The 26,558-nt window shown below is 67.6% G+C and carries 27 protein-coding genes; 13 read left to right on the top strand and 14 right to left on the bottom strand.

From position 1 onward, the window contains the following. The first annotated feature begins 43 nt into the window (after nucleotides 1-43). Nucleotides 44-1,687, top strand: a complete 1,644-nt coding sequence (locus O9335_RS01690) for an aminotransferase class III-fold pyridoxal phosphate-dependent enzyme (protein WP_298382608.1) — start codon at nucleotides 44-46, stop codon at nucleotides 1,685-1,687. 54 nt (nucleotides 1,688-1,741) lie between these two features. Here the strand turns inward: O9335_RS01690 and O9335_RS01685 are convergent, their stop codons facing one another. Further along, nucleotides 1,742-2,356 carry a hypothetical protein gene (locus tag O9335_RS01685; RefSeq protein ID WP_298382604.1) on the bottom strand — a complete coding sequence of 205 codons (615 nt, stop codon included), beginning with the start codon at nucleotides 2,354-2,356 and terminating at the stop codon, nucleotides 1,742-1,744. A gap of 128 nt (nucleotides 2,357-2,484) precedes the next feature. Between O9335_RS01685 and O9335_RS01680 the strand changes: the two genes are divergently transcribed. The 9 genes from O9335_RS01680 to phoR all read left to right on the top strand — a co-directional run bounded on the left by O9335_RS01680 (nucleotide 2,485) and on the right by phoR (nucleotide 11,055). Then, entirely contained in the window at nucleotides 2,485-3,696 is a 1,212-nt protein-coding gene (locus O9335_RS01680) for a glycosyltransferase family 1 protein (protein ID WP_298382599.1), read from the top strand. 35 nt (nucleotides 3,697-3,731) lie between these two features. Then, entirely contained in the window at nucleotides 3,732-4,403 is a 672-nt protein-coding gene (locus O9335_RS01675; protein WP_298382596.1) for a winged helix-turn-helix domain-containing protein, read from the top strand. Between the two features lie 101 nt (nucleotides 4,404-4,504). Then, complete coding sequence (locus O9335_RS01670; RefSeq protein ID WP_298382593.1) at nucleotides 4,505-5,488, top strand: PstS family phosphate ABC transporter substrate-binding protein; 984 nt, start codon at nucleotides 4,505-4,507, stop codon at nucleotides 5,486-5,488. A 127-nt stretch (nucleotides 5,489-5,615) separates the two neighbouring features. Then, nucleotides 5,616-6,569 (top strand): phosphate ABC transporter permease subunit PstC, encoded by a 954-nt coding sequence (gene pstC / locus O9335_RS01665; protein ID WP_298382590.1) that lies wholly within the window; start codon nucleotides 5,616-5,618, stop codon nucleotides 6,567-6,569. Then, nucleotides 6,569-7,504, top strand: a complete 936-nt coding sequence (gene pstA / locus O9335_RS01660) for a phosphate ABC transporter permease PstA (RefSeq protein ID WP_298382587.1) — start codon at nucleotides 6,569-6,571, stop codon at nucleotides 7,502-7,504. The genes pstC and pstA overlap by 1 nt, the downstream gene beginning before the upstream one ends. 53 nt (nucleotides 7,505-7,557) lie before the next feature. Next, the gene (gene pstB / locus O9335_RS01655; protein WP_298382584.1) at nucleotides 7,558-8,352 is read left to right on the top strand and encodes a phosphate ABC transporter ATP-binding protein PstB; all 795 of its coding nucleotides are present in this window, start codon (nucleotides 7,558-7,560) and stop codon (nucleotides 8,350-8,352) included. A 13-nt stretch (nucleotides 8,353-8,365) separates the two neighbouring features. Next, nucleotides 8,366-9,070: a phosphate signaling complex protein PhoU gene (gene phoU, locus O9335_RS01650; RefSeq protein ID WP_298382581.1), complete on the top strand. Its 705-nt coding sequence runs from the start codon at nucleotides 8,366-8,368 to the stop codon at nucleotides 9,068-9,070. A 47-nt stretch (nucleotides 9,071-9,117) separates the two neighbouring features. Further along, nucleotides 9,118-9,810 (top strand): phosphate regulon transcriptional regulator PhoB, encoded by a 693-nt coding sequence (gene phoB / locus O9335_RS01645; RefSeq protein WP_298382578.1) that lies wholly within the window; start codon nucleotides 9,118-9,120, stop codon nucleotides 9,808-9,810. Between the two features lie 6 nt (nucleotides 9,811-9,816). Beyond that, nucleotides 9,817-11,055: a phosphate regulon sensor histidine kinase PhoR gene (gene phoR / locus O9335_RS01640; RefSeq protein WP_298382575.1), complete on the top strand. Its 1,239-nt coding sequence runs from the start codon at nucleotides 9,817-9,819 to the stop codon at nucleotides 11,053-11,055. A 55-nt stretch (nucleotides 11,056-11,110) separates the two neighbouring features. On the opposite strand, the gene icd is transcribed toward phoR, so the two are convergent. From icd to hemN, 3 genes are read right to left on the bottom strand one after another with little or no spacing between them, the layout of a single operon-like run. After that, nucleotides 11,111-12,364, bottom strand: a complete 1,254-nt coding sequence (gene icd, locus O9335_RS01635; RefSeq protein ID WP_298382573.1) for an NADP-dependent isocitrate dehydrogenase — start codon at nucleotides 12,362-12,364, stop codon at nucleotides 11,111-11,113. Between the two features lie 49 nt (nucleotides 12,365-12,413). Further along, entirely contained in the window at nucleotides 12,414-13,073 is a 660-nt protein-coding gene (locus tag O9335_RS01630; RefSeq protein ID WP_298382570.1) for a sulfite exporter TauE/SafE family protein, read from the bottom strand. Beyond that, a complete protein-coding gene (hemN, locus tag O9335_RS01625; RefSeq protein WP_298382568.1) occupies nucleotides 13,073-14,518 on the bottom strand; it encodes an oxygen-independent coproporphyrinogen III oxidase in 1,446 nt (481 codons plus the stop codon). The genes O9335_RS01630 and hemN overlap by 1 nt, the downstream gene beginning before the upstream one ends. Nucleotides 14,519-14,612: 94 nt before the next feature. On the opposite strand from hemN, the gene fnr reads away from it, so the two are divergent. After that, complete coding sequence (gene fnr, locus O9335_RS01620; protein WP_298382565.1) at nucleotides 14,613-15,350, top strand: fumarate/nitrate reduction transcriptional regulator Fnr; 738 nt, start codon at nucleotides 14,613-14,615, stop codon at nucleotides 15,348-15,350. A 41-nt stretch (nucleotides 15,351-15,391) separates the two neighbouring features. Then, nucleotides 15,392-16,690 carry an NAD(P)/FAD-dependent oxidoreductase gene (locus O9335_RS01615; protein ID WP_298382562.1) on the top strand — a complete coding sequence of 433 codons (1,299 nt, stop codon included), beginning with the start codon at nucleotides 15,392-15,394 and terminating at the stop codon, nucleotides 16,688-16,690. Here O9335_RS01615 and O9335_RS01610 read toward each other — a convergent pair whose 3' ends face one another. The 9 genes from O9335_RS01610 to O9335_RS01570 form a co-directional block, all read right to left on the bottom strand. Continuing rightward, complete coding sequence (locus tag O9335_RS01610; RefSeq protein ID WP_298382559.1) at nucleotides 16,691-18,064, bottom strand: UDP-glucose/GDP-mannose dehydrogenase family protein; 1,374 nt, start codon at nucleotides 18,062-18,064, stop codon at nucleotides 16,691-16,693. 113 nt (nucleotides 18,065-18,177) lie between these two features. Beyond that, nucleotides 18,178-18,396, bottom strand: coding sequence for a hypothetical protein (locus O9335_RS01605; protein WP_298382556.1), 219 nt, complete (start codon nucleotides 18,394-18,396; stop codon nucleotides 18,178-18,180). A gap of 25 nt (nucleotides 18,397-18,421) precedes the next feature. Continuing rightward, nucleotides 18,422-19,855 carry a cytochrome c oxidase accessory protein CcoG gene (gene ccoG, locus O9335_RS01600; RefSeq protein ID WP_298382553.1) on the bottom strand — a complete coding sequence of 478 codons (1,434 nt, stop codon included), beginning with the start codon at nucleotides 19,853-19,855 and terminating at the stop codon, nucleotides 18,422-18,424. A 7-nt stretch (nucleotides 19,856-19,862) separates the two neighbouring features. Then, a complete protein-coding gene (gene ccoP / locus O9335_RS01595; RefSeq protein ID WP_298382551.1) occupies nucleotides 19,863-20,789 on the bottom strand; it encodes a cytochrome-c oxidase, cbb3-type subunit III in 927 nt (308 codons plus the stop codon). Further along, complete coding sequence (locus O9335_RS01590) at nucleotides 20,782-20,955, bottom strand: cbb3-type cytochrome c oxidase subunit 3 (RefSeq protein ID WP_298382549.1); 174 nt, start codon at nucleotides 20,953-20,955, stop codon at nucleotides 20,782-20,784. Before O9335_RS01590 ends, ccoP begins: the two co-directional genes overlap by 8 nt. Then, nucleotides 20,952-21,620, bottom strand: coding sequence for a cytochrome-c oxidase, cbb3-type subunit II (gene ccoO / locus O9335_RS01585; RefSeq protein WP_298382547.1), 669 nt, complete (start codon nucleotides 21,618-21,620; stop codon nucleotides 20,952-20,954). Before ccoO ends, O9335_RS01590 begins: the two co-directional genes overlap by 4 nt. Before the next feature lie 10 nt (nucleotides 21,621-21,630). Further along, the gene (gene ccoN / locus O9335_RS01580) at nucleotides 21,631-23,064 is read right to left on the bottom strand and encodes a cytochrome-c oxidase, cbb3-type subunit I (RefSeq protein WP_298382545.1); all 1,434 of its coding nucleotides are present in this window, start codon (nucleotides 23,062-23,064) and stop codon (nucleotides 21,631-21,633) included. A gap of 180 nt (nucleotides 23,065-23,244) precedes the next feature. After that, on the bottom strand, nucleotides 23,245-23,451 hold the full coding sequence (ccoS, locus tag O9335_RS01575; RefSeq protein WP_298382542.1) for a cbb3-type cytochrome oxidase assembly protein CcoS: 207 nt from the start codon (nucleotides 23,449-23,451) through the stop codon (nucleotides 23,245-23,247). Nucleotides 23,452-23,462: 11 nt separating this feature from the next. After that, complete coding sequence (locus O9335_RS01570) at nucleotides 23,463-25,631, bottom strand: heavy metal translocating P-type ATPase (RefSeq protein WP_298382539.1); 2,169 nt, start codon at nucleotides 25,629-25,631, stop codon at nucleotides 23,463-23,465. Between the two features lie 35 nt (nucleotides 25,632-25,666). Here O9335_RS01570 and O9335_RS01565 point away from each other — a divergent pair, with 35 nt between their 5' ends. Then, a complete protein-coding gene (locus O9335_RS01565; protein WP_298382536.1) occupies nucleotides 25,667-26,116 on the top strand; it encodes a DUF192 domain-containing protein in 450 nt (149 codons plus the stop codon). A 43-nt stretch (nucleotides 26,117-26,159) separates the two neighbouring features. Here O9335_RS01565 and O9335_RS01560 read toward each other — a convergent pair. Continuing rightward, on the bottom strand, nucleotides 26,160-26,558 hold a 399-nt coding region (locus O9335_RS01560), incomplete at its 5' end, for a Fe-Mn family superoxide dismutase (RefSeq protein WP_298382533.1).

Raw genomic sequence — 26,558 nt, 5'->3', positions numbered from 1 at the left:
TACACCCTCGGACATCGATGCACTCGACCTCCAAGGAACGACGATGACGGAATGGATGACGCTGGCCGCGGCCGGCACCGGGCTGGCCCTGCTGCCCAAAGCCGTGAGACGCTTGCAGCTGTCGGTGGCCAAGCACCCCAGCCTGACCGGCCACAGCAAGATGGCCCTGCGCCTGGCGCGCTGGCTGCCGGGCTACCGGCTCGAGGGCGACGCTTTTTATGGCGCCGACGGCGCCAGCCTGGCGCTGCAAAGCCGCCGGCGCGAAGGCTTGCAGCGCCTGGCCCACAAGCTGAATACCCGCCATGCGCGCAGCCTGGCGGCCACCCGCGAGGCGCGCGAGGGCTTGAGCGACTTGCAGCTGACGGGCGCCTACCGCGTGCCCTTCCCTTTCAGCGCCACCCTGCGGGGCCTGCTCGGCGTCGGCGCCTTCGTGCAACGGGTGGATGGCGCCTGGGTGGTCGACCTGGACGGCGAGCGCCTGCTGGACCTGACCGGCAGTTACGGCGTCAACGTGCTGGGCCACGCCTTCTACCAGCGCAGCATGGCCGAAGCCCAGCGCCGCGCCTTGCCCTATGGCGTGGGCCTGGGCACCTACCCCGAAGCCATGCTGGACGTGGTGCAGCGCCTGCGTCGCCTCTCGGGCCAGGACGAGGTCAGCTTTCACATGTCGGGCACCGAAGCGGTGATGCAGGCCGTGCGCCTGGCCCGCTACCACACAGGGCGCCGCAAGCTGGTGCGCTTTTGCGGGGCCTACCACGGCTGGTGGGGCGATGTGCAGCCCGGCCCGGGCAACCCCATGCCCGCTCAAGACACCTACACCCTGCGCGACCTGGACGAGCGCAGCCTGCGCGTGCTGCGCACCCGGCGCGACATCGCCTGCGTGCTGGTCAACCCCTTGCAGGTGCTGCACCCCAACAAGGCCGCTCCGGGCGACAGCGGCTTGATGGGCGCACGCACGCTGCCCGCCGTCGACGCCGAAGCCTACCGCGCATGGCTCGAGCAGCTGCGCGCGGTGTGCAGCGAGCGCGGCATCGCCCTCATCTTCGACGAAGTCTTTATGGGCTTCCGGCTGGCCCCGGGCGGCGCGCAAGAGCGCTTTGGCGTGCAGGCAGACTTGGTGACCTACGGCAAGACCCTGGGCGGCGGCTTCCCGCTGGGGGTGCTGTGCGGGCAGGCGCGCTGGATGAAGCGCTACCGAGACGACCGACCGGCCGACCTTTGCTTCGCCCGCGGCACCTTCAACGCGCACCCGCACGTGGTCATGGGCATCCAAGTGTTTCTCGAGCAGCTCGACACCCCCGAGGTCCAGGCCCTGTACGCCGGCCAGGAGTCGCGCTGGGACGCCCGTGCCGCGCGCCTGAACCGGATCCTGCAAGACGGCGGCTGGCCGGTGCGCGTGTCGCATTGGAGTTCGGTGTGGAGCGTGGCCTACACGCAGCCAGGGCGCTACCACTGGCTGCTGCAGTTCTACTTGCGCGAGCAAGGCGTGGCGCTGTCGTGGGTGGGTACGGGCCGCATGGTGTTCACGCTGGACTTCAGCGCAACCGATTTCGACACCCTGTGCCACCGCTTTGCGGCCGCCTGCGCGCAAATGCAAGCCGACGGATGGTGGGACGAAGCGCCCGCCGCCCCGGCGCTGCGGCGCCGGCTGATCCAGGAAACCTGGGCCGCCTGGCGCCGGCGCTGAGCGCCCACAAAAAGGCCCGCCGGGGCGGGCCTGCGCGTGCTGCACGCGAACCCCTCAGTGGGCAGGGGTTTGGGCGTGCGGCATCGGGTCGATGAGCTCGCCGCGCAGCAGGTGCAGCGGCGCACGCCAGTACAGCATGACGTCGTGGAAGGGGTCGGTCAGGATCTTGGTGGCCCACACGATGCCGGTCTGCACATCGGCCAGCACGAACAGGTGAAGGGTGCGGAAACTCAGCCCGACCACGCCCAACGCGAACCAAGCCATGCCCACGTCGTGCGCGTACTCCGTGAGGTTCGCGGCCGGCTGAATCAGGCCGGCCCAAGTCGGATCCAACCACAGCCACACGGGCAACGCCGCCCAAGCGGCCATCAGAACCACCTTGCGGCGCAGGTTGTAGCCCACCTTGATGGCCTCCTTGTGCTCGTGCGTGGCCTGGTTGACGTGGTCGTAGCCTCGCGGCTCGAAGAAGAAGTGACCCGCTTGCCGCGAGGTCATCGACACCCCCCAGGCCAACAAGGCGGCCCAAGCCGGGTCCACGAACACGAGGCCGTAGGCGACCAAGAAGCTCAGCGCGCTCAACAGGTGCAGGCTCTGGTTGATGCGGCTGTGGTGGTAGTAGCGGTGGTCGTCCCAGCGCTGCGTGCGCAGCGCTTCCATGAATGCAGTCACTGGGGGCTCCAGGTTGATGACGGAGCCGTGATGCTCCCGTGCACGCGTGAATCGGCGATGACGGTTCGATGCCAATGCGGTGAAGGGAGCGTCATCAAGCCGTCGCATCTCCGGGCCACGATGGCCGCATGAACAGCAACGACATCGCCATCGAAAACAGCGCCCGCCGCTGGCTGCGCATCGCCGTCGTCACCGAGACCTACCCGCCCGAGGTCAACGGCGTGGCTGGAACCATCGCCCGCGTGGTGGAGGGCCTGCGGGAGCACGGACACGAGCTGCAGCTCATCCGCCCCCGCCAGGGCCGCGACGACGTCGCCCGCGTGCAAGAAGGTTTTGCCGAGATGCTGATGCGGGGTTTGCCCATCCCGCGCTACCCGGAACTGAAGATGGGGTTGCCGGCCAAGCGCGCCCTGGTGCGGCGCTGGAGCTTCGAGCGGCCCGACGTCGTTCACCTGGCCACCGAAGGCCCGCTGGGTTGGTCGGCGCTGCAAGCCGCTCGCCATTTGCGCTTGCCCGTGGTCAGCGAGTTCCGCACCAATTTCCATGCCTACAGCCAGCACTACGGCGTGGGTTGGCTGCGTCACCCCATCCTGGCCTACCTGCGCAAGTTCCACAACCAATGCCAGCGCACCCTGGCTCCGGCCCCCGACTTGCGCGACCAGCTGCTGGGCCAGGGCTTCCAGCGCGTGTTCGCCAGTGCCCGTGGCGTGGACACGCAACGCTTCCGCCCCGAGCGCCGCAGCACCGCGCTGCGCCGCCATTGGGGCGCCGAAGACGGTGCTCCGGTGCTCATCTGCGTGGGCCGTTTGGCCGCTGAGAAGAACCTGGGCACCGCCGTGGATGCCTTCGAGGCCCTGCGCCTGGTCGAGCCCCGGGCCAAGCTGGTGTTCGTGGGCGATGGCCCGGAGCGCGAACGCCTCCAGGCCCGCTGCCCCGACGCCCTGTTCGCCGGCACTCGACATGGCGACGACTTGGCCGCGCACTACGCCAGCGCCGATTTGTTCGTCTTCCCCAGCCTGACCGAAACCTTCGGCAACGTGGTGCCCGAGGCCATGGCCTGCGGCCTGCCGGTGGTGGCCTACCACTACGCGGCAGCAGCCGTGCTCCTGAGGGATCACCGAGCCGGCGCCTTGGCGCCCATGGGCGATGCCGCCACCTTTTGCCGCGCCGTGGTGGATCTGGGTCGACTGCCCACCGCCTTGCGCGCCCTGGGCCGCGAGGCCCATGCCGTGGCCCTGACCCTGGGCTGGGACCGCATCGTGGCCGAGGTGGAAGGCCACCACCGCGCCGCCATGGCCGAACTCGCACCCGAACTGCCCCCCGCGTTGCGCTTGGCGTGAGGATCGTCACGCCCGTGTCACAGCCCGAGCGCACCATGCCGGGCTCGTCACTCTCGCGTCGCACCGTGCCCACCCTGCCCACCGTCTTGATCGCCTGCCCGCCCCACCCGGTGCTGGAGCCGGTCGTCAGCGCGGCCAAATCGCACGGCGTGGTGGTGGCGCGCACCGACGACCCCTCGCAAGCAGAGCGCTGGCTGGGCGTGCTGCAACCCGACCTCGTCGTGGCACCGCCCGACGACCTCGCCCGCCTGACCCAAGCGCCGCTCGCCGCCCACTGCCGCCCCTTGCCCTGGCAAGGCGATGCGCAAGCCCTGCGAAACGCCCTGGCCCATTGGGTGCCCGAGTTGGCCGACCCGTTGCCCCTCCTGAAAGTGGGGCCCTTGCGCGTGGACGAAGCCCGCGGGCTCGTCGGGCGCGACCTGCCCGCCGGCCGGCTGATCCAAGCCGAAGTGCCGCCGGTAGAGCTGCGCCTGCTGGTCTGCCTGGCACGCCAACCCGGTCGCCTCATCACCCGGCAAGAGCTGCAAGAACGCGTGTGGCCGCCTCACGCCCAACCCCAGCCCCGCACCGTGGACCAAGTGGTGCGGCGCCTGCGCAAAGTCTTGGCCGCCATCGGGCTGCCGGACTTGGTGCGCGCCCAACGCGGCCTGGGCTACCAGTTGGACCTGCCCTCCACCCGATCCCCGGCCCCATTCCCTTCGCTCTGAGGCCGTCATGGGTGACGTCACAAAGTCGTCATGAAGCGCCCCTAGAGTGCACAACAACCCCGGCGAGTACCGCCAAATCCCCCCTCACAGGAGTTCCTGAGATGCGCAAAATTGCCCAAGCCCTGGCCCTGATCGGCCTGACCGCCGCCTTCGGCGCCCACGCCCAGGTCGTGAAGATCGACGGCTCTTCGACCGTGTTCCCCATCATCGAGGGCGTGGCGGAAGACTTCCAGAAGGCCAAGAAAGGCGCCATGAAGGTCACCGTCGGCATCTCGGGCACCGGCGGCGGCTTCAAGAAGTTCTGCCGTGGCGAAACCGACATCAGCAACGCCTCGCGCCCCATTTCCAAGAAGGAAATGGACGACTGCAAGGCCGCCGGCGTCGAGTACTACGAGTTGCCCGTCGCCTTTGACGCGCTGACCGTCGTCATCAACCCGAAGAACCCCTTCATCAAGCAACTGACCGTGGCCGAGCTGAAGACCATCTACGGCCCCGATTCGCAAGGGAAAGTCACGCGCTGGAACCAAGTGAACCCGACCTTCCCAGACGCACCGATCAAGCTGTTTGGCGCTGGCGCTGACAGCGGCACCTTCGACTACTTCACCGAAGCCATCAACGGCAAGAGCAAAGCCAGCCGCGGCGACTTCACCGCGTCGGAAGACGACAACGTGCTGGTGCAAGGCGTCAGCTCCGACATCAACGCCATCGGCTACTTCGGCTACGCCTACTACGCCGAGAACACCAGCAAGCTGAAGGCGGTACCCATCGTCAACCCCAAGGGCCAAGCCGTCGCTCCGAGCGAGGCCTCCGTGCTGGCCGGCACCTACGAGCCGCTGAGCCGCCCGGTGTTCGTCTACGTCAACGCCAAGTCCCTGGCCAAGCCGGAAGTCAAGGAGTTCGTGGACTACCTGATGAAGAACGCGGCCAAGATCGCCAAGGAAGTGAAGTACGTGCCCCTGCCGGCCAAGGCCTACACCCTGGCGCTGGAGCACGTGGCCAAGGGCAAGAAGGGCACCGTGTTTGGCGGCAAGAACGAGGTCGGTTTGACCATCGACGAACTGCTGGCCCGCGAAGCCCAACTGTGATGACCCCACGGGCGCGCGCCCTGGTGAGCGTCCGTTGATGAAAGTACAGTGACAACGGGTCCGGCACCACCGGGCCCGTTTCACCATCCGCAACAGACCCCCTGTTGCCTCCGTCCGAGACCCCTCCATGGCCATCGCCCCTGCCGAGACCGGCGCCTCCGCCGCTGGTGCCGCCAAGCTCGCCGAATTCGCCGCCCTCAAGCGCGCGCGCCAACGCCGTGAACGCGTCATCGAAATGGTGCTGCTCGCCGCCGCCAGCGTGTCGGTGTTCACGACGCTGGGCATCGTGTACATCCTGGTGCGCGAATCGATCAGCTTCTTCTCGAACGTCCCCATCTGGGACTTTCTGACCGACACGCAGTGGACACCGCTGTTCGACGACGCCCATTTCGGCATCATGGTGCTGATGGCCGGTACGCTGTCCAGCTCCTTCGTGGCCCTGTGCGTGGCCATCCCGCTGGGCACCATCATCGCCATCTACCTGAGCGAGTTCGCCGGCCACAAGACCCGCGAAACCCTCAAGCCGATGCTGGAGTTGCTGTCGGGCGTGCCCACCATTATTTACGGCTTCTTCGCGCTGCTGGTCGTCACGCCGCTGTTGCAAAAGATCTTCCCGGAGCTGCCGGGCTTCAACATCTTGTCGGCGGGTTTGGTCATGGGCGTCATGATCATTCCCTACGTGGCCAGCCTGAGCGAAGACGCCATGCGAGCCGTGCCCATGAGCTTGCGCGAAGGCGCCTACGCCATGGGCAGCACCCGGTTTCAAACCGCGGTGAAGGTGGTGGTCCCGTCGGCGCTGTCCGGCATCGCCGCGGCCTACATCCTGGGCATCAGCCGCGCCGTGGGCGAAACCATGATCTTGGCCGTGGCCGCCGGCATGCAGCCCAACCTGACCCTCAACCCCATGGAGTCGGCTGCCACCATCACCAGCTTCATCGTGCAAGTGGCGCTGGGGGATTTGCCCCATGGCTCCATCGGCTACCAAACCATCTTTGCAGCCGGCCTGTCGCTGATGCTGCTGACCCTGACCTTCAACTTGGCCGGCTACTACCTGCGCAACAAGTTCCGCGAGGCCTACTGATGACCATCGACAAGACCGCGCAGCTTCGTGCGCTGATCAAAAAGGCACGGCGCTTTGACATCCTGTTCGCCCTGCTGGGGCTGATGGCGTTGTCGGTCGCCATCCTGACCCTGGCTGCCCTGTTCATCGACATGGCGGTAACGGGCATTCCCCGCCTCACCCCCGAGTTCTTCACCAACTTCCCCTCTCGCCGGCCGGCCGAGGCCGGCATCTTGTCCAGTTGGGTGGGCTCGGTGCTGGTGATGACCGTCACGGCCTTGTGCGCCGTCCCCATGGGCATCGCGGGCGCGATCTACTTGGAAGAGTACGCCCGCAAGAACTGGTTCACGGGGGTGATCGAGATCAACATCACCAACCTCGCCGGCGTGCCGTCCATCATTTACGGCCTGTTGGCCTTGGGCCTGTTCGTCTACACCTTCGGTCTGGGCCAGTCGATCCTCACCGCCGGCCTGACCCTGGGCCTGCTCATCTTGCCCATCGTCATCACGGCCACGCGGGAAGCGCTGCGCTCCATCCCGCAGCAAATCCGCGAAGCGGCTTACGGCTGCGGGGCGTCGCAGTGGCAAGTGGTGAACGACCACCTGCTCAAGTACGCCACCCCCGGCATCTTGACCGGCGTGATCATCGGCATGAGCCGCGCCATCGGCGAAACGGCGCCCATCATCACCATCGGGGCGCTGACCTTCATCGCCTTCTTGCCGCCGGCGCCGGGTCAACTCAGCATCGAGACCGGCCAAACCGCGGGCTTGTTCGATTGGCTGTGGTCGCCCTTCTCCGTGATGCCCATCCAGATCTTCAACTGGACCAGCCGGCCCGACCCGCGCTTCCATGAAAACGCCGCCGCCGCCGCCTTCGTGCTGGTGCTCATGACCCTGTCCATGAACGCCATCGCCATCTGGCTGCGCTACCGCTTGCGCAAGAACATCAAATGGTGATCGGCCGCTTGCGCCCCGCCCACCGCCCCTGAAATTCATCGAGGACTGACCGAATGCCCTCCACCATCACCCTGCCGACGAACCCGCCCCCGCTCAAGGCCCACGCCGAGAACCTGGACTTTTATTACGGCGACTTCAAGGCCCTGAAGGGCGTGAACCTGCCCGTGTATGAGAACAAGGTGACGGCCCTCATCGGCCCCAGCGGCTGCGGCAAGAGCACGCTGCTGCGCTGCTTCAACCGCATGCACGACCTCTACCCGGGGCACCGCTACGACGGCAGCATCCGCCTGCACCCGGACGAGGTCGACATCCTGCACAAGGACGTCGACCCCATCGAAGTGCGCATGCGCATCAGCATGGTCTTCCAAAAGCCCAACCCCTTCCCGAAGAGCATCTTCGAGAACGTGGCCTACGGCCTGAAGGTGCGGGGCGAGCGCAACCGCACCGTGCTCGAAGACAAGGTGGAAGCAGCCCTCAAGGGCGCCGCGCTGTGGAACGAGGTGAAGGATCGCTTGGACGAGTTGGCGGTCAACCTGTCGGGGGGGCAGCAGCAACGCCTGTGCATCGCCCGCGGTCTGGCCACCGACCCGGAAATCATCCTGTTCGACGAGCCCACCTCGGCGCTGGACCCGATCGCCACCGGCTCCATCGAAGAGTTGATCGGCGAGATCAAGCACAAGGTCACCATCCTCATCGTGACCCACAACATGCAGCAGGCCGCCCGCGTGAGCGACTACACCGCCTACATGTACCTGGGCGAGTTGATGGAGTACGGTGAAACCAACGACATCTTCATGAAGCCCAAGCGCAAGGAAACCGAGGACTACATCACCGGCCGGTTCGGTTGATCAGGAGCACGACATGAGCGACAAGCACCTTTCCACCCAGTTCGACGCCGAACTCAGCTCCATCTCCACCCGCGTGCTCGAAATGGGCGGCCTGGTGGAACAACAGGTGGCCGCCGCCGTCGAGGCGCTGGCCAACTTCGATGAAGCCCAAGCCACCCAGGTCATCAAGACCGAAGAGCGCGTCAACCAGATCGAGATGGAAATCGACCGCGACCTCTCGGGGATCATCGCGCGGCGCCAACCGACGGCGCGCGACTTGCGCCTGCTCATCGGCGTGTCCAAAACCATCGGCAACCTCGAGCGCGTGGGCGACGAGGCCGCGCGCATCGCCCGCATCACCCACCGGCTCATTCACGGTGGCACGCACGGCCGCCTCTTCCCGACCACCCAGATGAGCGCCGAGGCCACCTTGGCCAACTCCAGCCTGCGCAAGGCCCTGGACTCCTTCGCCCGCCTGGACGCCAACCTCGCGCTGCAGGTCATCAAGTCGGACAACGAGATCGATGCCGAGTTCGACGGGCTGATGCGCAAGCTGGTCACCTACATGATGGAGGACCCCCGCACCATCAGCGCCTCCATTGACCTGGTCTTCGTCGCCAAGGCCTTGGAGCGTGTGGGCGACCACGCCAAGAACCTGGCCGAGCAGGTGATCTACATCGTCAAGGGCGCCGACGTGCGCCACACCCCGCCCGAAGGCCTGGAATCGGCCGTCGCCTGACCCTGAATCGGCCGCGCTGAGCGGCCGACCAACCGCGAGCAAACACCATGGGACGCGTCCTCGTCGTGGAAGACGAGCTGGCGATTGCGGAGCTCATTGCCCTGCACCTTCGCCATGAGGGGCACCAGCCCCGCATGGCCGCCAGCGCCGCGGAGGCTTTGGCCGCCGTGACCGAACAACTGCCCGACCTGGTCATCCTCGACTGGATGCTGCCGGGCGACCCCGGCACCACCTTGCTGCAGCGCTGGCGCCAAGACCCGCGCACCAAGAGCCTGCCGGTCATCATGCTCACCGCCCGCGTGCAGGAGAGCGACAAGATCCGAGGCCTGGACGCAGGCGCCGACGACTACCTGACCAAGCCGTTCTCGCCGGGTGAACTGATGGCCCGCGTGCGTGCCTTGCTGCGTCGGCGCGCGCCAGAGGCCCTCGAGGCCCCGCTGCACATCGGCTCGCTGCGGCTGGACCCAGCGGCCCGCCGCGTCTACCACCTCGAGACCGAGTTGCACCTCGGACCCACCGAGTTCCGCCTGCTGCGCTACATGATGAGCCACCCCGAGCGCGTGCACACCCGGGCGCAACTGCTGGACAAGGTCTGGGGCGATCACGTCTTCATCGAGGAGCGGACGGTGGACGTGCACATCAAGCGGCTGCGCGACGCGCTGGCCCCCGCAGGCTGCGCCGAATTGATCGAGACCGTGCGCGGCTCGGGCTACCGCCTGAGTCAATCCGCCCCCGGCTGATCGGCCATGAGCGGAGCGTGGTGGTGCGCGGCTCTCGCGGTCGGCGCGGCGTCGCTGTGGGCTTTGGATCGCTGGCGACTGCACCGGTTGCTGCGGTGGGTGGGCCGAGACCCCGCCGGCCCCGCGCCGCGGCTCCATGGGGCGCACGCCGAACTGGCCTACCGCGTTGAAAAGGCGCTGCGCGTGCGCGAAGCACGGGCCCAACGCGAGCGCCAACGGCGCGAGCAGTTCCTGCAAGCCTTGGAGGCCTACCCCAACGGCTTGGTCTTGCTGGACGCCGACGACCACATCCAGTGGCTGAATCACGTGTCCGGCGAGCACCTGGGCCTGGACTTGCGGCGCGACCTGCAGCAAAACGTGCGCAACCTGGTGCGCGTGCCGGCCTTCGTGGAACTGCTCTCCAGCCCCAACACGGAAGGCCAAACGCAAATCGCCCTGCACAACGGCAGCCTGAAACTGGCGCTGTCATTGCGCCGCTATGGCGACGACGGCCGCGGCCCGATGAGCCTGCTGGTGTCCCAGGACATCACCGAATCGGCGCGCATGGAACGCATGCGGCGCGACTTCGTGGCCAATGTGTCCCACGAGATCCGCAGCCCGCTCACCGTGCTGAGCGGATTTCTGGAGAGCCTCCAAGCCCTGGACTTGACCGGCGACGAGCGCCAGCGGATCTACGGGCTGATGCAGCAGCAGTCGCAACGCATGCAGTCTTTGGTCACCGACCTGCTGACCTTGGCGCAACTGGAGGGCAGCCCGCCGCCCACCACCGAATCGCGCTTTGCGTTGCGCCCCCTGCTGGAGCGCTTGCTGGCCGACGCCCGCGCGCTCGACGACGGCCACCACCCGCTTGAGGCCGAAGGGTGGGACGACGCCGAGGGCTGGCACCTGGCCGGGCCCGAGGGCGAGTGGCACAGCGCCTTTGCCAACCTCGTCTCCAACGCCCTGCGCTACACCCCCGGCGGTGGCCGGGTGCAACTGCGCTGGTGCGCGCTGCCGGACGGCGGCGGCGAGTTCGCCGTGCAGGACGAAGGCGTGGGCATCGCGGCCGAGCACCTACCGCGCCTCACGGAGCGCTTCTACCGGGTGGACGCCAGCCGCTCCCGAGGCACCGGCGGCACGGGGCTGGGCTTGGCCATCGTCAAGCACGTGCTGCAACGCCACGGCGCCGAACTGGACATCCAATCCCAGCCGGGTCAAGGCAGCCGCTTCGCCATCCGCATCCCGGCCAGCCAGTTGCGGCGCTGAACGGACATGAAAAAGCCCCGCCGCGGCGGGGCTGGGTGATGGGCCGGAGCCCCGATCACATGTGGTCGATCATGACCTGGCCGAAGCCCGAGCAAGACACCTGCGTCGCGCCTTCCATCAGGCGGGCGAAGTCGTAGGTCACCTTCTTGCTCAGGATGGCCTTCTCCATCGCGCTGATGATGGTGTCCGCGGCTTCGGTCCAGCCCATGTGGCGCAACATCATCTCGGCCGACAGGATTTCCGAACCCGGGTTCACGTAGTCCTTGCCGGCGTACTTCGGTGCGGTGCCGTGCGTGGCTTCGAACATGGCCACCGAGTCGCTCAGGTTGGCGCCCGGGGCGATGCCGATGCCACCCACTTGCGCAGCCAGGGCGTCGGAGATGTAGTCGCCGTTCAGGTTCAGCGTGGCGATCACCGAGTACTCGGCCGGGCGCAGGATGATCTGCTGCAAGAAGGCGTCGGCGATGCTGTCCTTGATGACGATGTCCTTGCCCGTCTTCGGGTTCTTGAACGAGCACCACGGGCCGCCGTCGATCAGCTGCGCCCCGAACTCTCGCTGCGCCAGCGCATAGCCCCAGTCGCGGAAGCCCCCTTCGGTGAACTTCATGATGTTGCCCTTGTGCACCAAGGTCACGCTGGGCTTGTCGTTGTCGATCGCGTACTGGATGGCCTTGCGCACCAGCCGCTCGGTGCCTTCTTGGCTGACCGGCTTGATGCCGATGCCCGAGCTTTCGGGGAAGCGGATCTTTTTGACGCCGAATTCGGTCTGCAAGAAGTGAATCAGCTTCTTGGCCTTGTCGCTGCGGGCTTCGTACTCGATCCCGGCATAGATGTCTTCCGAGTTCTCGCGGAAGATGACCATGTCGACCTTGTGCGGCTCCTTCACGGGGCTGGGCACGCCGTCGAAGTACTGCACGGGGCGCAGGCAAACGTACAGGTCGAGCTCTTGGCGCAGGGCCACGTTCAGGCTGCGGATGCCACCGCCCACGGGCGTGGTCAGCGGGCCCTTGATCGACACCACGTAGTCCTTCAGGACTTGCAGGCTCTCTTCGGGCAGCCACACGTCGGGGCCGTAGACCTTGGTCGACTTCTCGCCGGCGTAGATCTCCATCCAATGGATCTTCTTGGCGCCGCCGTAGGCCTTGGCCACGGCCGCATCCACCACCTTGATCATCACGGGGGTGATGTCAAAGCCGGTGCCGTCGCCCTCGATGTACGGAATGATGGGGTTGTTCGGGACATTCAGCGAGAAGTCGGCATTGACCGTGATCTTCTGGCCGCCTTCAGGCACCTTGATGTGCTGGTACATGGATGGACGCTCCAAGTGCGGGGTGAGGAAACGAAATAGAGGCGAGATTCTAGGTACACCAAGCCACCACCTGCGCCCACAGGCCATGGCCCAAAGCCCAGGCAGCGCCGGCCACCAACAGCAGACCGGCCAATCGCGCGGCCCATGCCGTCGCGTTGGTGCCACCCAGCCAGCGCCTCAGCGCCATCGGGGCCAGCACCAGCCCGGGGCTGGACGCCAGTGCGAAGCTGGCCATGGCCGCGGCACCGCCCCATGGCGAGTTGGCCAGCGCGGCCATCAGCAAGGCGCCTTGCAGCAGGCCACAAGGCCAGGCAAACCACAACAACCCAGCGCCGCTGGCCCGCGACCACGGCACGATGGCCACGGCCTGGGCCGAAGGTTTGAAGCCTTGGCGGCCCAGCCAAGCCGGCCACTGCCCGCGAATCAGCAACCACAGGCCCAGGCCCAACAAGGCGGCCTGCAGCACGGTCCACAGGGGACGCAGGGCCGCGCTCCAAGCTGTGGCCTCGCGCAGCGCTGCCATGCTGAACGCCGCCACCGCGCCAGCCGCGGCGTAGCCGATGACCCGCCCCGCCTGAAAGGCCGACACGCCGGCCGCCGAGCCCCCGCCGGCGACGGCCGCACACGGCGCACCGCACATGAGGGCGCAATGGGGCACGCTGGCCAGCCCCATGAGGCCCAGGGTGCCCGTGAGTGCGAGGTCCAGCATCAGATGATCTTCGAGTACCTCTCGCGGGCACGGTCGGCCTGCAGGTGCCGGTCGAACACGGCGGCGATGGAGCGCACGAAGAACCAGCCCAGCGGGGTCACTTCCACCGCTTGGTCGTGAACGGTGACCAAACCGTCGGCCTCCTGCGTGGCCAGGGCACCGAGCTCTGCCGCAAAGTAGGTCCGGGGGTCGATCAGGTGGGCCGCCGCCAAGGCGGAGAAATCCAACCGACCTTGGCACATCAGGGCCATGATGGCGGCGCGGCGCACCAAGTCGTCGCGCGTGGAGACGATGCCGCGCACCACCGGCCACTGTCGCTGAGCCAGGGCGTCGGCGTACTCCTCGAGGGTCTTGGCGTTTTGCGCGAAGGTGGGCCCCACGCGGCTGATGGCCGAAACGCCCAAGCCGATCAGATCGCCATCGGGCTGCACGGTGTAGCCCTGGAAATTGCGATGCAGCCGCCCCTGGCGCTTGGCCTGGGCCAGGGCGTCGTCGGGTAGGGCAAAGTGGTCCATGCCGATGTGCTCGTAGCCCGCGGCCAAAAAGGCGGCGATGGCGTCGGCGTGCAGGTGCAGGCGCACATCGGCCGGCGGCAGGTCGGCGCTGTGGATGCGGCGCTGCGCCTTGAAGCGTTGCGGCAGGTGGGCGTAAGCGTAGAGCGCGATGCGGTCCGGCCGCAGTTGCACCACTTGGGCCAAGGTGTGGGCAAAGCTGGCCGGCGTCTGCAACGGCAAGCCGCAAATCAAATCCAGGTTGACCGACGCGAAGCCGAGGTCGCGGGCATCGACCATCAAGCCGGCCACCGACTCGAAGGTTTGCACGCGGTGCACCGCCTGCTGCACCTTGGCGTCAAAGTCCTGCACCCCAAAGCTGATGCGGTTGAACCCCAGGCCGAGCAGGTGAACCAAACGATCGCGGGTCACGGTGCGAGGATCGATCTCGATCGACGCTTCGATGCCCGGCAGCCAGTCGAAGGCCTCGCGCAAGCGAGCCGCCAAGCGACCGAGCTCGGCATCGCTCAGGAAGGTGGGCGTGCCGCCGCCCAAGTGCAGCTGCGAGACGGCGGCGCGCGGCCCCAGCCCGCGCACCCACAACTCGATCTCCGCATCCAACAAATCCAGGTACTCGGCCCCGCGCTCTTTGTGCTTGGTGACGATCTTGTTGCAGGCGCAGTAGTAGCACAGGGACTCGCAAAACGGCACGTGCACGTAGACCGACAGGGGCGCCGCGCGACCCGGGCCCTGCGCCCGTTGGGTCAGAGCCTGCTGGTGTTGCTGGGGGCCGTGCGCCTCCACGAAGCGGTCGGCCGTGGGGTAGCTGGTGTAGCGGGGGCCGGCGCTGCCGAGGCGGTCCAGCAGGGCGGGCGGCAAAAACTGCACCGCCGCGCCCCCTGCGGAACGGGCAAAGGCTGTGGACGACGACGGGCGGGATGGCTCGGAGTTCATGCCGGCATGGTGCCCCCATTGCCAGCCCGCGGTGTTGATCTATGGCAAGCCGGCCTGTCAGATCGGCGACAAACGGCCGTTGCAGAATGCAGGGATGCAAACCGCCCTGCCCCCGCTGCGCGCCGAGCCGCTGCGCACCGCTTGCTCCGCTTGCAATTTGCGCGAGCTTTGCCTGCCCCTGGGCCTGAGCCCCAGCGACATGGAACGCCTGGATGGCCTGATCAGCACGCGCAAGGTCATCCCGCGGGGCGAAAGCCTGTTCCGCGCCAGCGAGCCGTTCCACGCCTTGTACGCGGTGCGCACGGGCTTCTTCAAGACTTGCCTGAGCGCCGAAGACGGTCGCATGCAAGTGACCGGATTCCAGATGGCCGGCGAACTGCTGGGCCTGGACGGCATCGGCAGCGGCCACCACACGGTGGACGCCCAGGCGCTCGAGGACTCGTCGGTGTGCGTGCTGCCCTTCAGCGACGTGGAGCACCTGGCGCGGGAGTTCGGAGCGCTGCAGATGCAGTTGCACAAGATCATGAGCCGCGAAATCGTGCGCGACCATGGCGTGATGCTGCTGCTGGGCAGCATGCGCGCCGAAGAGCGCGTGGCGGCCTTTTTGCTTAACCTGACCCAACGCCTGCAAGCGCGGGGCTACTCGGCCAGCGAGTTGGTGCTGCGCATGACGCGCGAAGAAATCGGCTCCTACCTGGGCCTCAAGCTTGAGACGGTGAGCCGCACCTTCAGCCGCTTCCAGGACGATGGCATCCTGGATGTCAAGCAGCGACAAATCACCGTCAAGTCGCCCGAGGCGCTGCAGCGCCTGGTGTCATCGGCCGCCTGCTGAGATTTTTGCTGCACCGCACAAAACGGGCGTAGCATGGGCGCATGCCCCCAGCCGAACGCCCGCAAGTGCTCATCGTGGGTTGCGGCTTCGGTGGCCTGGAAGCCGCCCGAGCCCTGCGCCATGCCCCCGTCGACGTGACCGTCGTCGACCGAAGCAACCACCACCTGTTTCAACCGCTGCTCTACCAAGTCGCCACCGGTGGCCTCTCGGCCCCGTCGATCGCGGCACCGGTCCGCAGCCTGTTTCGCCGACAACGCAACGCGACCACGCTGCTGGGCGAGGTGGTGGGCATCGACGCCATCGGCCAGCGCGTGGCGCTCGCCGATGGCCGCCAACTGCCCTTCGACCACCTCATCGTCGCTGCCGGCGCCACCCACAGCTACTTTGGCCATGACGAATGGGCGACGCACGCGCCAGGCCTCAAGAGCCTGGACGACGCCTTCGAGATCCGGCGCCGGCTGCTGCTGGCTTTCGAGCGGGCCGAACTGAATGGTGACACCGAGGCCCTGAACTTCGTGGTGGTGGGCGGCGGGCCGACCGGGGTGGAGTTGGCGGGCACGATGGCCGAAATCGCCCGACACACCCTGCGCGGCGAAATCCGCCGCATCGACCCCGCGCGCGCCCGCGTGGTTTTGCTCGAAGGCGGTCCGCGCGTGCTGGCGGCCATGCCCGAGGGCCTGAGTCAGAGCGCTCGCCAGCAATTGCAAGCCCTGGGCGTGGACGTGCGAACCGGCGCGCGCGTGACGCACATCGACCCCGAAGGCCTGCAGGTCGACGGCGCCAGCGGCACCTACAGGCTGGCCAGCGCCTGCACCGTGTGGGCAGCCGGCGTGGCGGCGTCGCCCCTGGGCCGGGTGCTGGCCGAGGCCACGGGCTGCGCTCTGGACCGGGCCGGTCGGGTCGTGGTCTCACCCGACCTCAGCCTGCCAGGGCACCCCTCGATCAGTGTGATCGGCGACCTGGCCGCCGCCCAAAGCCACGCCCCGGGCCGCAAGCCCCAGGCGGTGCCCGGCGTGTCGCCCGGCGCCAAGCAAATGGGCCGCGCGGCCGCGCGCAACCTGCTGGCTCGGCAGGCCGGAAAACCCACGCAAGCCTTCCGCTACCGCGATTACGGCAACCTGGCCACGCTCGGAAGGCACAGCGCCGTGGTGGACCTGGCCACGCCTGTGGGGCCCCTGCGCTTCTCTGGCTGGGCGGCCTGGGTGTTCTGGCTGTTCGCCCACGTGGTGTTCTTGATCGGCTTCCGCAACCGGCTGGTGGTGCTGACGGACTGGGCCTGGGCCTACTGGACGCACGCGCGCCATGCCCGTGTCGTCACGACGCTGCAGCCGCGCGACTGATCAAGCCCGCAAACGCTCGGGCTCGGGCTGGGCCACCCCAGGCACCACCAAGGTCCCACGACCGATGCCCACATGCTCGAAGCCCAGTGCGCGCACGGTGGTGGGGTCGTACAGGTTGCGGCCGTCGTAGACGATCGGTGTGGCCATTTCGCCCCGCAAGCGCTCGAAGTCGGGGCTGCGGAATTCGCGCCACTCTGTGACGACCAACAGGGCGTCCGCCCCCAGGGCCGCCGCGTAGGGGTCGGGCGCGTAGTTCAGGGCCGTCAAATCGGGCCAATGGCGCGCGGCGCTGGCCATGGCCACCGGGTCGTAAGCGGCCACCTCGGCGCCGCGCTCCAAGAGCTCGGCGATCAGCACGCGGCTGGGGGCTTCCCGAACGTCGTCGGTGCCCGGCTTGAAGGCCAGGCCCCACACGGCGAACCGCCGGCCGCGCAAATCGGGCCCGAAGCGCTGCACCACGCGCGCGGCCAACAGCTCGCGCTGGCGGTCGTTCACGGCCAGCGTGGCGTCCAACAACCGGGAGCCCACCCCTTGGGCGTGCCCTAGGTGGGCCAAGGCCTTGACGTCCTTGGGGAAGCACGAGCCCCCCCAGCCGCAACCGGCGTACAGAAAGTGCGTGCCGATGCGCGGGTCGCTGCCGATGCCTTGCCGCACCTGCTCCACGTCGGCGCCCACGGCGTCGGCCAGCAGCGCCATCTCGTTCATGAAGCTGATGCGCATGGCCAGCATGGCGTTGGCGGCGTACTTGGTGAGCTCAGCGCTGCGGGGGTCCATGGTGAGCAGGCGGTCGCGATTGCGCAGGAAAGGCGCATACAGCGAGCGCAGCAGGTAGAGAGCGCGGTCGTCGTCGGCCCCCACGATGACGCGGTCGGGGGACATGAAATCGTCCACGGCCGCGCCTTCTTTCAGGAACTCGGGGTTGGAGACGACCGAAAACGGCAGCACCGCCGCGCGCGCCTGCAACTCACCGGCGAGGGTGGCGCGCACCTTCTCCGCCGTGCCCACCGGCACCGTGCTCTTGTTGACCACCACCTTGTAATCGTTCATGTGGCGTCCGACCGTGGCCGCCGCGCTCAGCACATGGGCCAAGTCCGCGGAACCGTCTTCGGCGGGCGGCGTGCCCACTGCGATGAAGACGATGGAGCCGTGGGCAATGGCATCGCCTGCGTCGGTGGTAAAGCGCAGGCGGCCGGCTTGCTGGTTGCGCACCACCAGTCCGTCCAAGCCGGGCTCGTGGATGGGCAAGATGCCTTGACCCAGCGAGGCCACGCGCGCCTCGTCCACATCCAAGCCCACCACGCTGTTGCCCATGTCCGCCAAGCAGGCGGCGGTGACCAGGCCGACGTAACCGGCACCGATGACGGTGATCTTCATGCTCGCTCCAGGCGCCATCCGGGCGCCTGGTGATCATGGGCAGGGGGCGTGACGGGGCGGTGACGCCCGCATGAAGCCTGCGTGTCGGCTCGGCGACGGGCGCCTCGGCGCGCTTACTTCTTGCCGCCCGTGGCCGCGTGGTTGCGGCCCTCGAGGGCTGGGCGCTCAGGGGCCTGCTGGGCGGTGGGCTTGATGACTTCATCGGCGTTGTTCACCGCCACCGCCACCAGGCTCAGGCTCCCTGCCACGGCCACCAAGGGCAGACCCAGCACCAAGTACATGAAGGAGGTGCGCCACCAAGGCTGACGCGGAAGGGCTTGTCGGGGGTTCATGGCATGGCCTCCAATGAAGGCGTCGTCAGCGCGGAACGACGAAGGTGGAATGCTCGACGATGTCGCGTGCGCCGTCGGCGCCCCGCGCGACGCGCTCGACGATAAAACGAACCGGGTGGGCGCCCTCCTTGGGGCTGGCGGCATCGGTGGGCTGGTGAACGCTCACCGGCACCCATCGCGCCTCGATGCTGCCCAGCGTCACCTCGGCAGGTTGGCCCACGCTCAAGCCCGGAACCGCATCGCTTTCCACGCGGATGCGGTAGGTCTGCGAGCGCTCCACCAGGTTCATGAGTTGCAACCGGTACACGTTTTCCAGCTGGCCCTGCTCGTTCCAGCGGGCCAGGGCGCCACGGTCGCGCACCACGTCCACGCGCAGCGGTGGCCGCATCCACAAGCTGGCGCCCACCGCGGCCACGATAAGCCACATGACAGCGGTGTAGACCCAAACCCGCGGGCGAAAAACGCGCAGCCACTCGGTCTTTCGATCCAGGTGCTGTTGGATGCCGTTTTCGGTGTCGTACCGCACCAGGCCCCGCGCGTAGCCCATCTTGTCCATGACTTGATCGCAGGCATCCACGCAGGCAGCACAGCCGATGCATTCGTACTGCAGTCCGTTGCGGATGTCGATGCCGGTCGGGCAAACCTGCACGCACAGGCCACAGTCGATGCAATCGCCCAGCTGCTTGGCCTTCAGGTCGTCTTTGCGGCCGCGTGGACCACGGGGCTCACCGCGCTCCGCGTCGTAGCCGATGATGAGCGTGTCGCGGTCGAACATGGCACTCTGGAACCGCGCATAGGGGCACATGTACTTGCACACCTGCTCGCGCATGAAGCCGGCGTTGCCCCAGGTGGCAAAGCTGTAGAACAAGATCCAGAAGGTTTGCCAGGGGCCCAGGCTGGCGCTGAGCACCTCGCCCGCCAGGGCTCGGATGGGCGTGAAGTAGCCCACAAAGGTGAAGCCGGTGACCAGGGCCATGGTCAACCAGGCGCTGTGCTTGGCCCCACGGCGCCACAGCTTGTCCCAACGCCAGGGCGCCGTATCCAGGCGCTCGCGCTGGATCTTGCTGCCCTCGATCTTTTGCTCAACCAAAAGGAACAGCGAGGTGTAGACCGTCTGCGGGCAGGCATAGCCGCACCACAAGCGCCCCGCCACCGCGGTGAACAAGAAGAGCGCATAAGCGCAAACCACCAACAAGGCCGTGAGGTAGATGAAGTCCTGCGGGTAGAAGACCACGCCGAGCAGGTAGAAGCGGCGGGCCTCGAGGTCGAACAACACCGCTTGGCGCGCGCCCGCCTCGGTGGCCCATTGCAGCCAGGGCAGTCCGTAGAACACAGCCTGCGTGAGGAACACGAACACCCAGCGCCAGTTCTGAAAGCGGCCCGCGATCTCACGAGGGTGGATCTTCTGTCGCTTCCGGTACAGGTGCACCACGCTGGGTGCTGGGCTCGTGTGGCTCATCGGACGATCACGGCGCCGTCGCCACCCGACCGGCAGGCGGCTTGTTGGACAGACTCCACACATAGCCCGCCAGCACGTGAATCTGCTCCGGCGTCAGCAACCGGTCTTGGGCGGGCATGACGTTGTGCTTGCCGTTTTGGATCATGGCCAAGATGGACGCCTCACCCCGGCCATGCAGCCAAATCTTGTCGTTCAAGCGGGGGGCACCCAAGGCCGTGTTGCCCTCGCCTTTGCCGCCATGGCAGGCCGCGCACGAAGCAAACTTGGGCTTGCCCAACTGCGCCTTGAGGCTGTCGTGCGCGCTGTCGGACAGGCTCAGCACGTAGTGGGCCAAGTTGCGCTGTTCGTCAGAGCCGCCCACGGCCGCGCCCATCGGGGGCATGTTGCCCTCTCGACCCTGGCTGATCGACTGCTTGATGGTGTCGAACTCGCCGCCCCACAACCAGTCCGCGTCGGTCAGGTTGGGGAAGCCTTTGCTGCCTTTGGCGTCCGAGCCGTGACACTGCGCGCAGTTGTTGATGAACAGGCGCTGGCCAATGGCCAAGGCCTCGGGCTGTTGCGCCAGCTCCTGCGGCCCCATGGCCGTGAAACGGTCGTACAGCGGCGCCACTTTGGCGTGAGCGGCCTGCTGCTCTGCGTGCCACTGCCCCTCCTGACTCCACTTCAGCGAGCCTTGGGCGCCGCCGAGCCCGGGATACAGGTAAAGGTAGACGGCAGCGAACAGCACGGTGATGACGAACAGCCCCAGCCACCAACGCGGCAGGGGGTTATTCATCTCACGCAAGTCCTCGTCCCAGACGTGCCCGGTCGTGCCGTCGTCGGACATGGCCGTGGTCTTGCTGCTGGCCAGCAGCAGCCAAATGCAAAACACCAGGCCCAGCACCGTCACGCCGGCGATGAACCAGTGCCAGCCACTCGAAAAGAAATCAGTCACGGGCATCTCCTTGTGGCGCGCGGGCATCGTCCTGGAAGGGCAGCGCCGCGGCGCGATCGTGTTCGGGTTGGGCCGAGCGGCGCCAAGTGCGCCAAACCAGCAGCATGAAGGCCACAAAGCCCAGCAGCGTCGCCACGCTGCGCAGGGTGTTCAGGTCGAGGCTCATGGCGCGACCCCCGACGTGACGACCGCCTGCTGGGTCTTGGCGGCCTCACGCGGCGCCGTGCCCAGCACCTGCAGGTACGCAATCAGGGCCTCCATCTCGGTCTTGCCCTTGACGGCCTCGCCGGCGGCGGCGATTTCGCCGTCGCTGTACGGCACGCCCACCATGCGCAGGGCCTGCATGCGCGGCCCCACGCCCGCGGCGTCCACGGTGGCCGTGGCCAGCCAGGGGTAGGCCGGCATGTTGGACTCGGGCACCAAGTCGCGCGGGTTCATCAAGTGAAGGCGGTGCCACTCGTCCGAGTAACGCCCGCCCACGCGGTGCAGATCCGGGCCAGTGCGTTTGCTGCCCCATTGGAAGGGGTGGTCGTACACGAACTCGCCGGCTTTGCTGAACTCGCCGTAGCGCAGGGTCTCAGCGCGGAAGGGGCGGATCATTTGCGAGTGGCAGTTGTAGCAACCCTCGCGCAGGTAGACATCGCGCCCCACCAACTGCAGCGCGCTGTAGGGCTTGAGGCCCGGTGCGGCTTCGGTGGTGCTGCGCTGGAAGAAGAGCGGCACGATCTCGACGAGGCCGCCGAAGGCGACGGCCACGAGGATCAGCACGATCATCAAAAAGTTGTTGGTCTCGATGCGCTCGTGACCGCGGGTGGGCTTGTTGTCGGCCATCTTGTTCTCCTTAAGCCGCGGCCAGTTTCGGGACCATCACCGGCGCCTGGCGGCCCCGGACGGTCATCCACACGTTCCAGGCCATGACGCCCATGCCACCGAGGTACAGCAGCCCGCCCAGCAAGCGGATCAGGTAGTACGGGTACGTGGCCTTGACGCTTTCGACAAAGCTGTAGACCAAGGTGCCGTCGGCGTGAGTGGCACGCCACATCAGGCCCTGCATCACGCCGGCGATCCACATGGCGGCGATGTAGAGCACGATGCCCAGGGTGGCGATCCAGAAGTGCAGCTCGATGGCGCGCTTGCTGTGCATGCCCGGCAGGCCCCACAGGCGCGGGATCATGGCGTACAGCGCCCCCATCGACACCAGGCCCACCCAGCCCAAGGCACCGCTGTGCACGTGGCCGATGGTCCAGTCGGTGTAGTGGCTCAGGGCGTTCACCGTCTTGATGGACATCATGGGGCCCTCGAAGGTGCTCATGCCGTAGAACGACAGGGACACGATCAAGAACTTGAGCACCGGGTCGTCGCGCAGCTTGTGCCAGGCGCCGCTCAGGGTCATGATGCCGTTGATCATGCCGCCCCAGCTGGGGGCCAGCAGCACCAAGCTGAACACCATCCCCAAGCTTTGCGCCCAGTCGGGCAGCGCGGTGTAGTGCAGGTGGTGAGGGCCCGCCCACATGTAGGTGAAGATCAGGGCCCAGAAGTGCACGATGGACAGGCGGTAGCTGTACACCGGGCGTTCGGCCTGCTTGGGGATGTAGTAGTACATGATCCCCAGAAAGCCCGCGGTCAGGAAGAAGCCCACCGCGTTGTGGCCGTACCACCACTGCACCATCGCGTCTTGCACCCCGGCGTAAGCGCTGTAGCTCTTCCACAGCCCCACGGGCACCGCGGCGCTGTTCACGATGTGCAGCAAGGCCACCGCGATGATGAACGCGCCGAAGAACCAGTTCGCCACGTAGATGTGCTTGACTTTGCGGATGCCCACGGTGCCAAAGAACACCACGGCGTAAGCCACCCAGACGACCGCAATCAGCAGGTCGATCGGCCACTCCAGTTCGGCGTACTCCTTGCCCTGCGTGATGCCCAGTGGCAGCGTGACGGCAGCCAGCAAGATCACGAGCTGCCAACCCCAGAACGTGAACCACGCCAGCTTGGGCAGAAACAGTCGCGTCAAGCCCGTGCGCTGCACCACGTGGTAGCTGGTGGCAAACAGCACGCAGCCGCCAAAAGCAAAGATCACCGCGTTGGTGTGCAGCGGCCGCAAACGCCCATAGCTCAGCCAGGGGATGCCAGCGGTGAGGTCGGGGAAGGCCAGCTGGGCGGCAATCACCACCCCCACCAGCATGCCCACGATGCCCCACACGACGGCCATCAGTGCGAACGCACGGATGGGGCCGTCCTCGTACGCGGCAGCCGCCGCAGGGGTGTTGGATCGCATCTTCAAGTTCCTCCAAGGGATGCCCGGCATTCTTCAGGGTCATTCCCGGGGAGGGCTTGACGCGCATCAAGAGGCGGCCGGTTCCCTGGGGGGGGGGCGCGTGCAGCGGAACGCTCTGGGGGTCCTTCGGAGTCGAGCACCGAAGGTGGGCGTCTCCCGGCGCCTCTCCTGGTGCGACGCCTACCGAGACGGCTCCGGACGGTCGGCGCTCGCCTGCGCCTCGCCCGCGCCAACGGCGCCCCCCTGCGGCGCTTCGTCCACGAGGATGCGCTCCCCTTCGGCCTCCACGTCCTCGAACTGCCCGCCCTGCAAGGCCCAGGCGAACACGCCCAGCACGCCCAGCGCCAACAGCACCGACACCGGCACCAGCAGGTAGAGGATGTCCATGCGGCGGATTGTCAGCGCACCAAGCGCATGGCGTTGCCCACCACCAAGGCGGAGCTCAGCGCCATGCCAAGGCCAGCCGCCCAAGGCGGCAACCAGCCCATCAGGGCCAGCGGAACGGCCAGCGCGTTGTAGGCAGCCGCCCAGGTCAAGTTCTGCCGCACGATGCGGTGCGTCGCGCGGGCCTGCAGCAACAGGTCCGCCAGAGCCCCCAAGTCGGCGCGCAGCAGCACCGCATCGGCAGCCCGGCCGGCCAAGGCACTGGCACCCCCCACAGCCACCGCGGCATCGGCCTGCGCCAGCACCGGTCCGTCGTTGACGCCGTCGCCCACCATCAGCACCCGATGGCCCTGTGCTTGCAGGCCCTCCACAGCGGCGCGCTTGTGCTCCGGGGTGCAGGCCCCTTCGGCCCGATCCAAGCCCAATGGCACGGCCATGGCGCGCACGCGCTCCGGCCGGTCGCCCGACAACAAACGCAACGTCAAGCCCATGGCCTTCAGGCGCTGCACCAACCGCCCGGCACTGGGCAAGGGCTCCTCGTCTTGGTCGAAGCCCAGCACCGCCTCCTGCCCCTCGGGACCGAACACCAGGGCCGATTGCGCCCAGGAGCCTGAGGCCCCCACCCACGCGGGCGCCCCCAAGCACCAGGCCCGGCCTTGCGGGTCCAAACCACGCAGACCCGCGCCGGGCTGCTCGCTCACGCTGTGCCAGACCCAGGGGGGCGCCGTCGTGGGCAGCGGGAGGCGGGACACCGCACGGGCCATGGGGTGCTGGGACCAACTGGCCAAGGCCTGGGCTGCCGCCTGCAAGGCCGCTGCGCCTGTGGGCGCACTCGGCCTCACGGCGGGCCGGCTGAGCGTGCCGGTCTTGTCCAGCACCACCTGATCCACGCCAGCCAAGACCTCCAAGGCATCGAGGCGCTGCAGCACCACGCCACGTCGCGCCAGCGCCCGTGCGCTGGCCACGCGGGCCGCCGGGGCCGCCAGAGCCAAGGCACAGGGGCACGTCACGATGAGCATGGCACAAGCCACCATCACCGCCCGGGAAGGCTCGATCCACCACCAGGCCACACCCGCCCCGAGAGCCAGGGTGAGGACGGCCGCCAGAAACGGCCCGGCCCAACGCTCGGCTTCGGGTCGCAGCCGGGGGCGCTCCGTCAGGGCCTGCGCCAACCCCTGGGCCAGGCGCTGCGCCTGACTGTCGGCCCAGGGGCGCTCCACCCGCACGCGAACGGGGCCACCCAAGTTCACGCTGCCACCCCAGACCCGATCGCCCGCCGCCTTGGGCACCGGCAGGGATTCGCCGGTCAGCAAGGCTTCGTCGCACTGGGTGATGCCTTCCACCAACCGGGCATCGCAAGCCACGCGCTCGCCCAAAGCGACCCGCAGCACATCGCCCACCGCCACCGCGGTCGCCGACACGGTGCTGACGCTGCCATCGGCATGTTCGCGCGCCACGTCCGGCGTGTCCGAGGCCGTCAAGGCAGCCAGCTCTTGCGCTGCACCGTGTCGGGCCTTCATCTCCAGCCACCGCCCGGCGAGCAGGAAGGCCACGAACATGGTCAGCGAGTCGAAGTAAACCGCCTCTCGCCCGCTCGGGTCGTTCAAGGCCCAGGTGCTGGCTGCGAAGGTGATGACGATGCCCAGCGCCACCGGCACATCCATGCCCAATTGGCGGCGGCGCAGCGAACGCCAAGCCCCCTGCAAGAACGGCTGCGCGCTGAACAGCATGACCGGCCACGACAGCACCCAACTGCCCCAATGCAGCAAGCGCCGCAGGTCGGCTGGCACCTCGGCGCCGGCGGCGAAGTAGGTGGGCGCCGCCAGCATCATGACCTGCATCATGCAAAAGGCGGCCACAAACAAGCGCCACAACAAGACGCGGGCCTCGCGCTGGCGCAAGGCAGCGGCATCGGCCGGCGTGGCGGGGGCCAGCCCGTAACCGGCACGATGCGCCGCCGCCGGCAATCCCTGCTGCACCGCCGGTGCCGCCCGCACCACAGCCAGGGCCGCGGCATAGCCCACATCGGCGTGCTGCACGCCTGGCTGGGCGCGCAACCAATCGGCCAGCGCATCGGCGCAGGCCGCGCAATGCAGCCCCGACACGGACCAAGCCTGCAGGCTCGGCGCCGCTTCAGCAGGCGTCGGGATAATGGCGGCTGTGCCGACCGCTGGCTGGTCCATCGGGCGGATTGTTGGTCAACCTGCCCCCTGCCGTCATGACGCACATCAAGCCATGGGTCCTGTTCCTGAGCCTGGCACTGGCTGGCAGCGTGGGGGCGCAAAGTCCCCAGCGCCTTCCCACGGTGCCGCTGCGCGCCGGCATGTTCCAAATCCAGGCTCAGGTGGCGCAAAGCCCCGAGCAGCGCGCCATCGGCCTCATGCACCGCAAATCCATGCCGGCGCACGAAGGCATGCTGTTCGTGTTCGAGTCGCGCGAGGTGCAATGCTTCTGGATGAAGAACACGCACCTGCCGCTGTCGATCGCCTTCGTCGCCGACGACGGCCGCATCGTCTCCATGGCCGACATGCAACCGATGGACGAGACCAGCCACTGCTCCAAAGAGCCGGTGCGCTACGCCTTGGAAATGAACCAGGGCTGGTTCGCGCAAAAAGGCATCAAACCTGGCAGCCGGTTGAGCGGCGCCCCGTTCAGCGCCTCCCAATAAAAAGGGCCCCGCGAGGGGCCCTGTGACGACGGCTTGAGTTCGGTCAGGCGAAGTTGGCCTGCGCGAATTCCCAGTTCGCCAGCTTGTCGAGGAAGGTCTCGACGAACTTTTGGCGCAGGTTGCGGTAGTCGATGTAGTAGGCGTGCTCCCACACGTCCACGGTGAGCAGCGCCTTGTCGGCGGTGGTCAGCGGCGTGCCGGCGGCGCCGGTGTTGACGATGTCCACCGAGCCATCGGCTTTCTTGACCAGCCACGTCCAGCCGGACCCGAAGTTGCCCACGGCCGACTTGACGAAGGCTTCCTTGAAGGCGGCGTAGCTGCCCCACTTGGCCTGAATGGCCTCGGCCAGCGCGCCGCTGGGCTCGCCGCCGCCGTTGGGCTTCATGCAATGCCAGAAGAAGGTGTGGTTCCAGATCTGCGCGGCGTTGTTGTAGATGCCGCC

It is taken from the genome of Inhella sp. (assembly GCF_027532025.1).
Taxonomy (GTDB): domain Bacteria; phylum Pseudomonadota; class Gammaproteobacteria; order Burkholderiales; family Burkholderiaceae_C; genus Inhella.
Note: the sequence above shows the minus strand (reverse complement) of the source record. Positions and strands in the feature narration are given on the sequence as shown.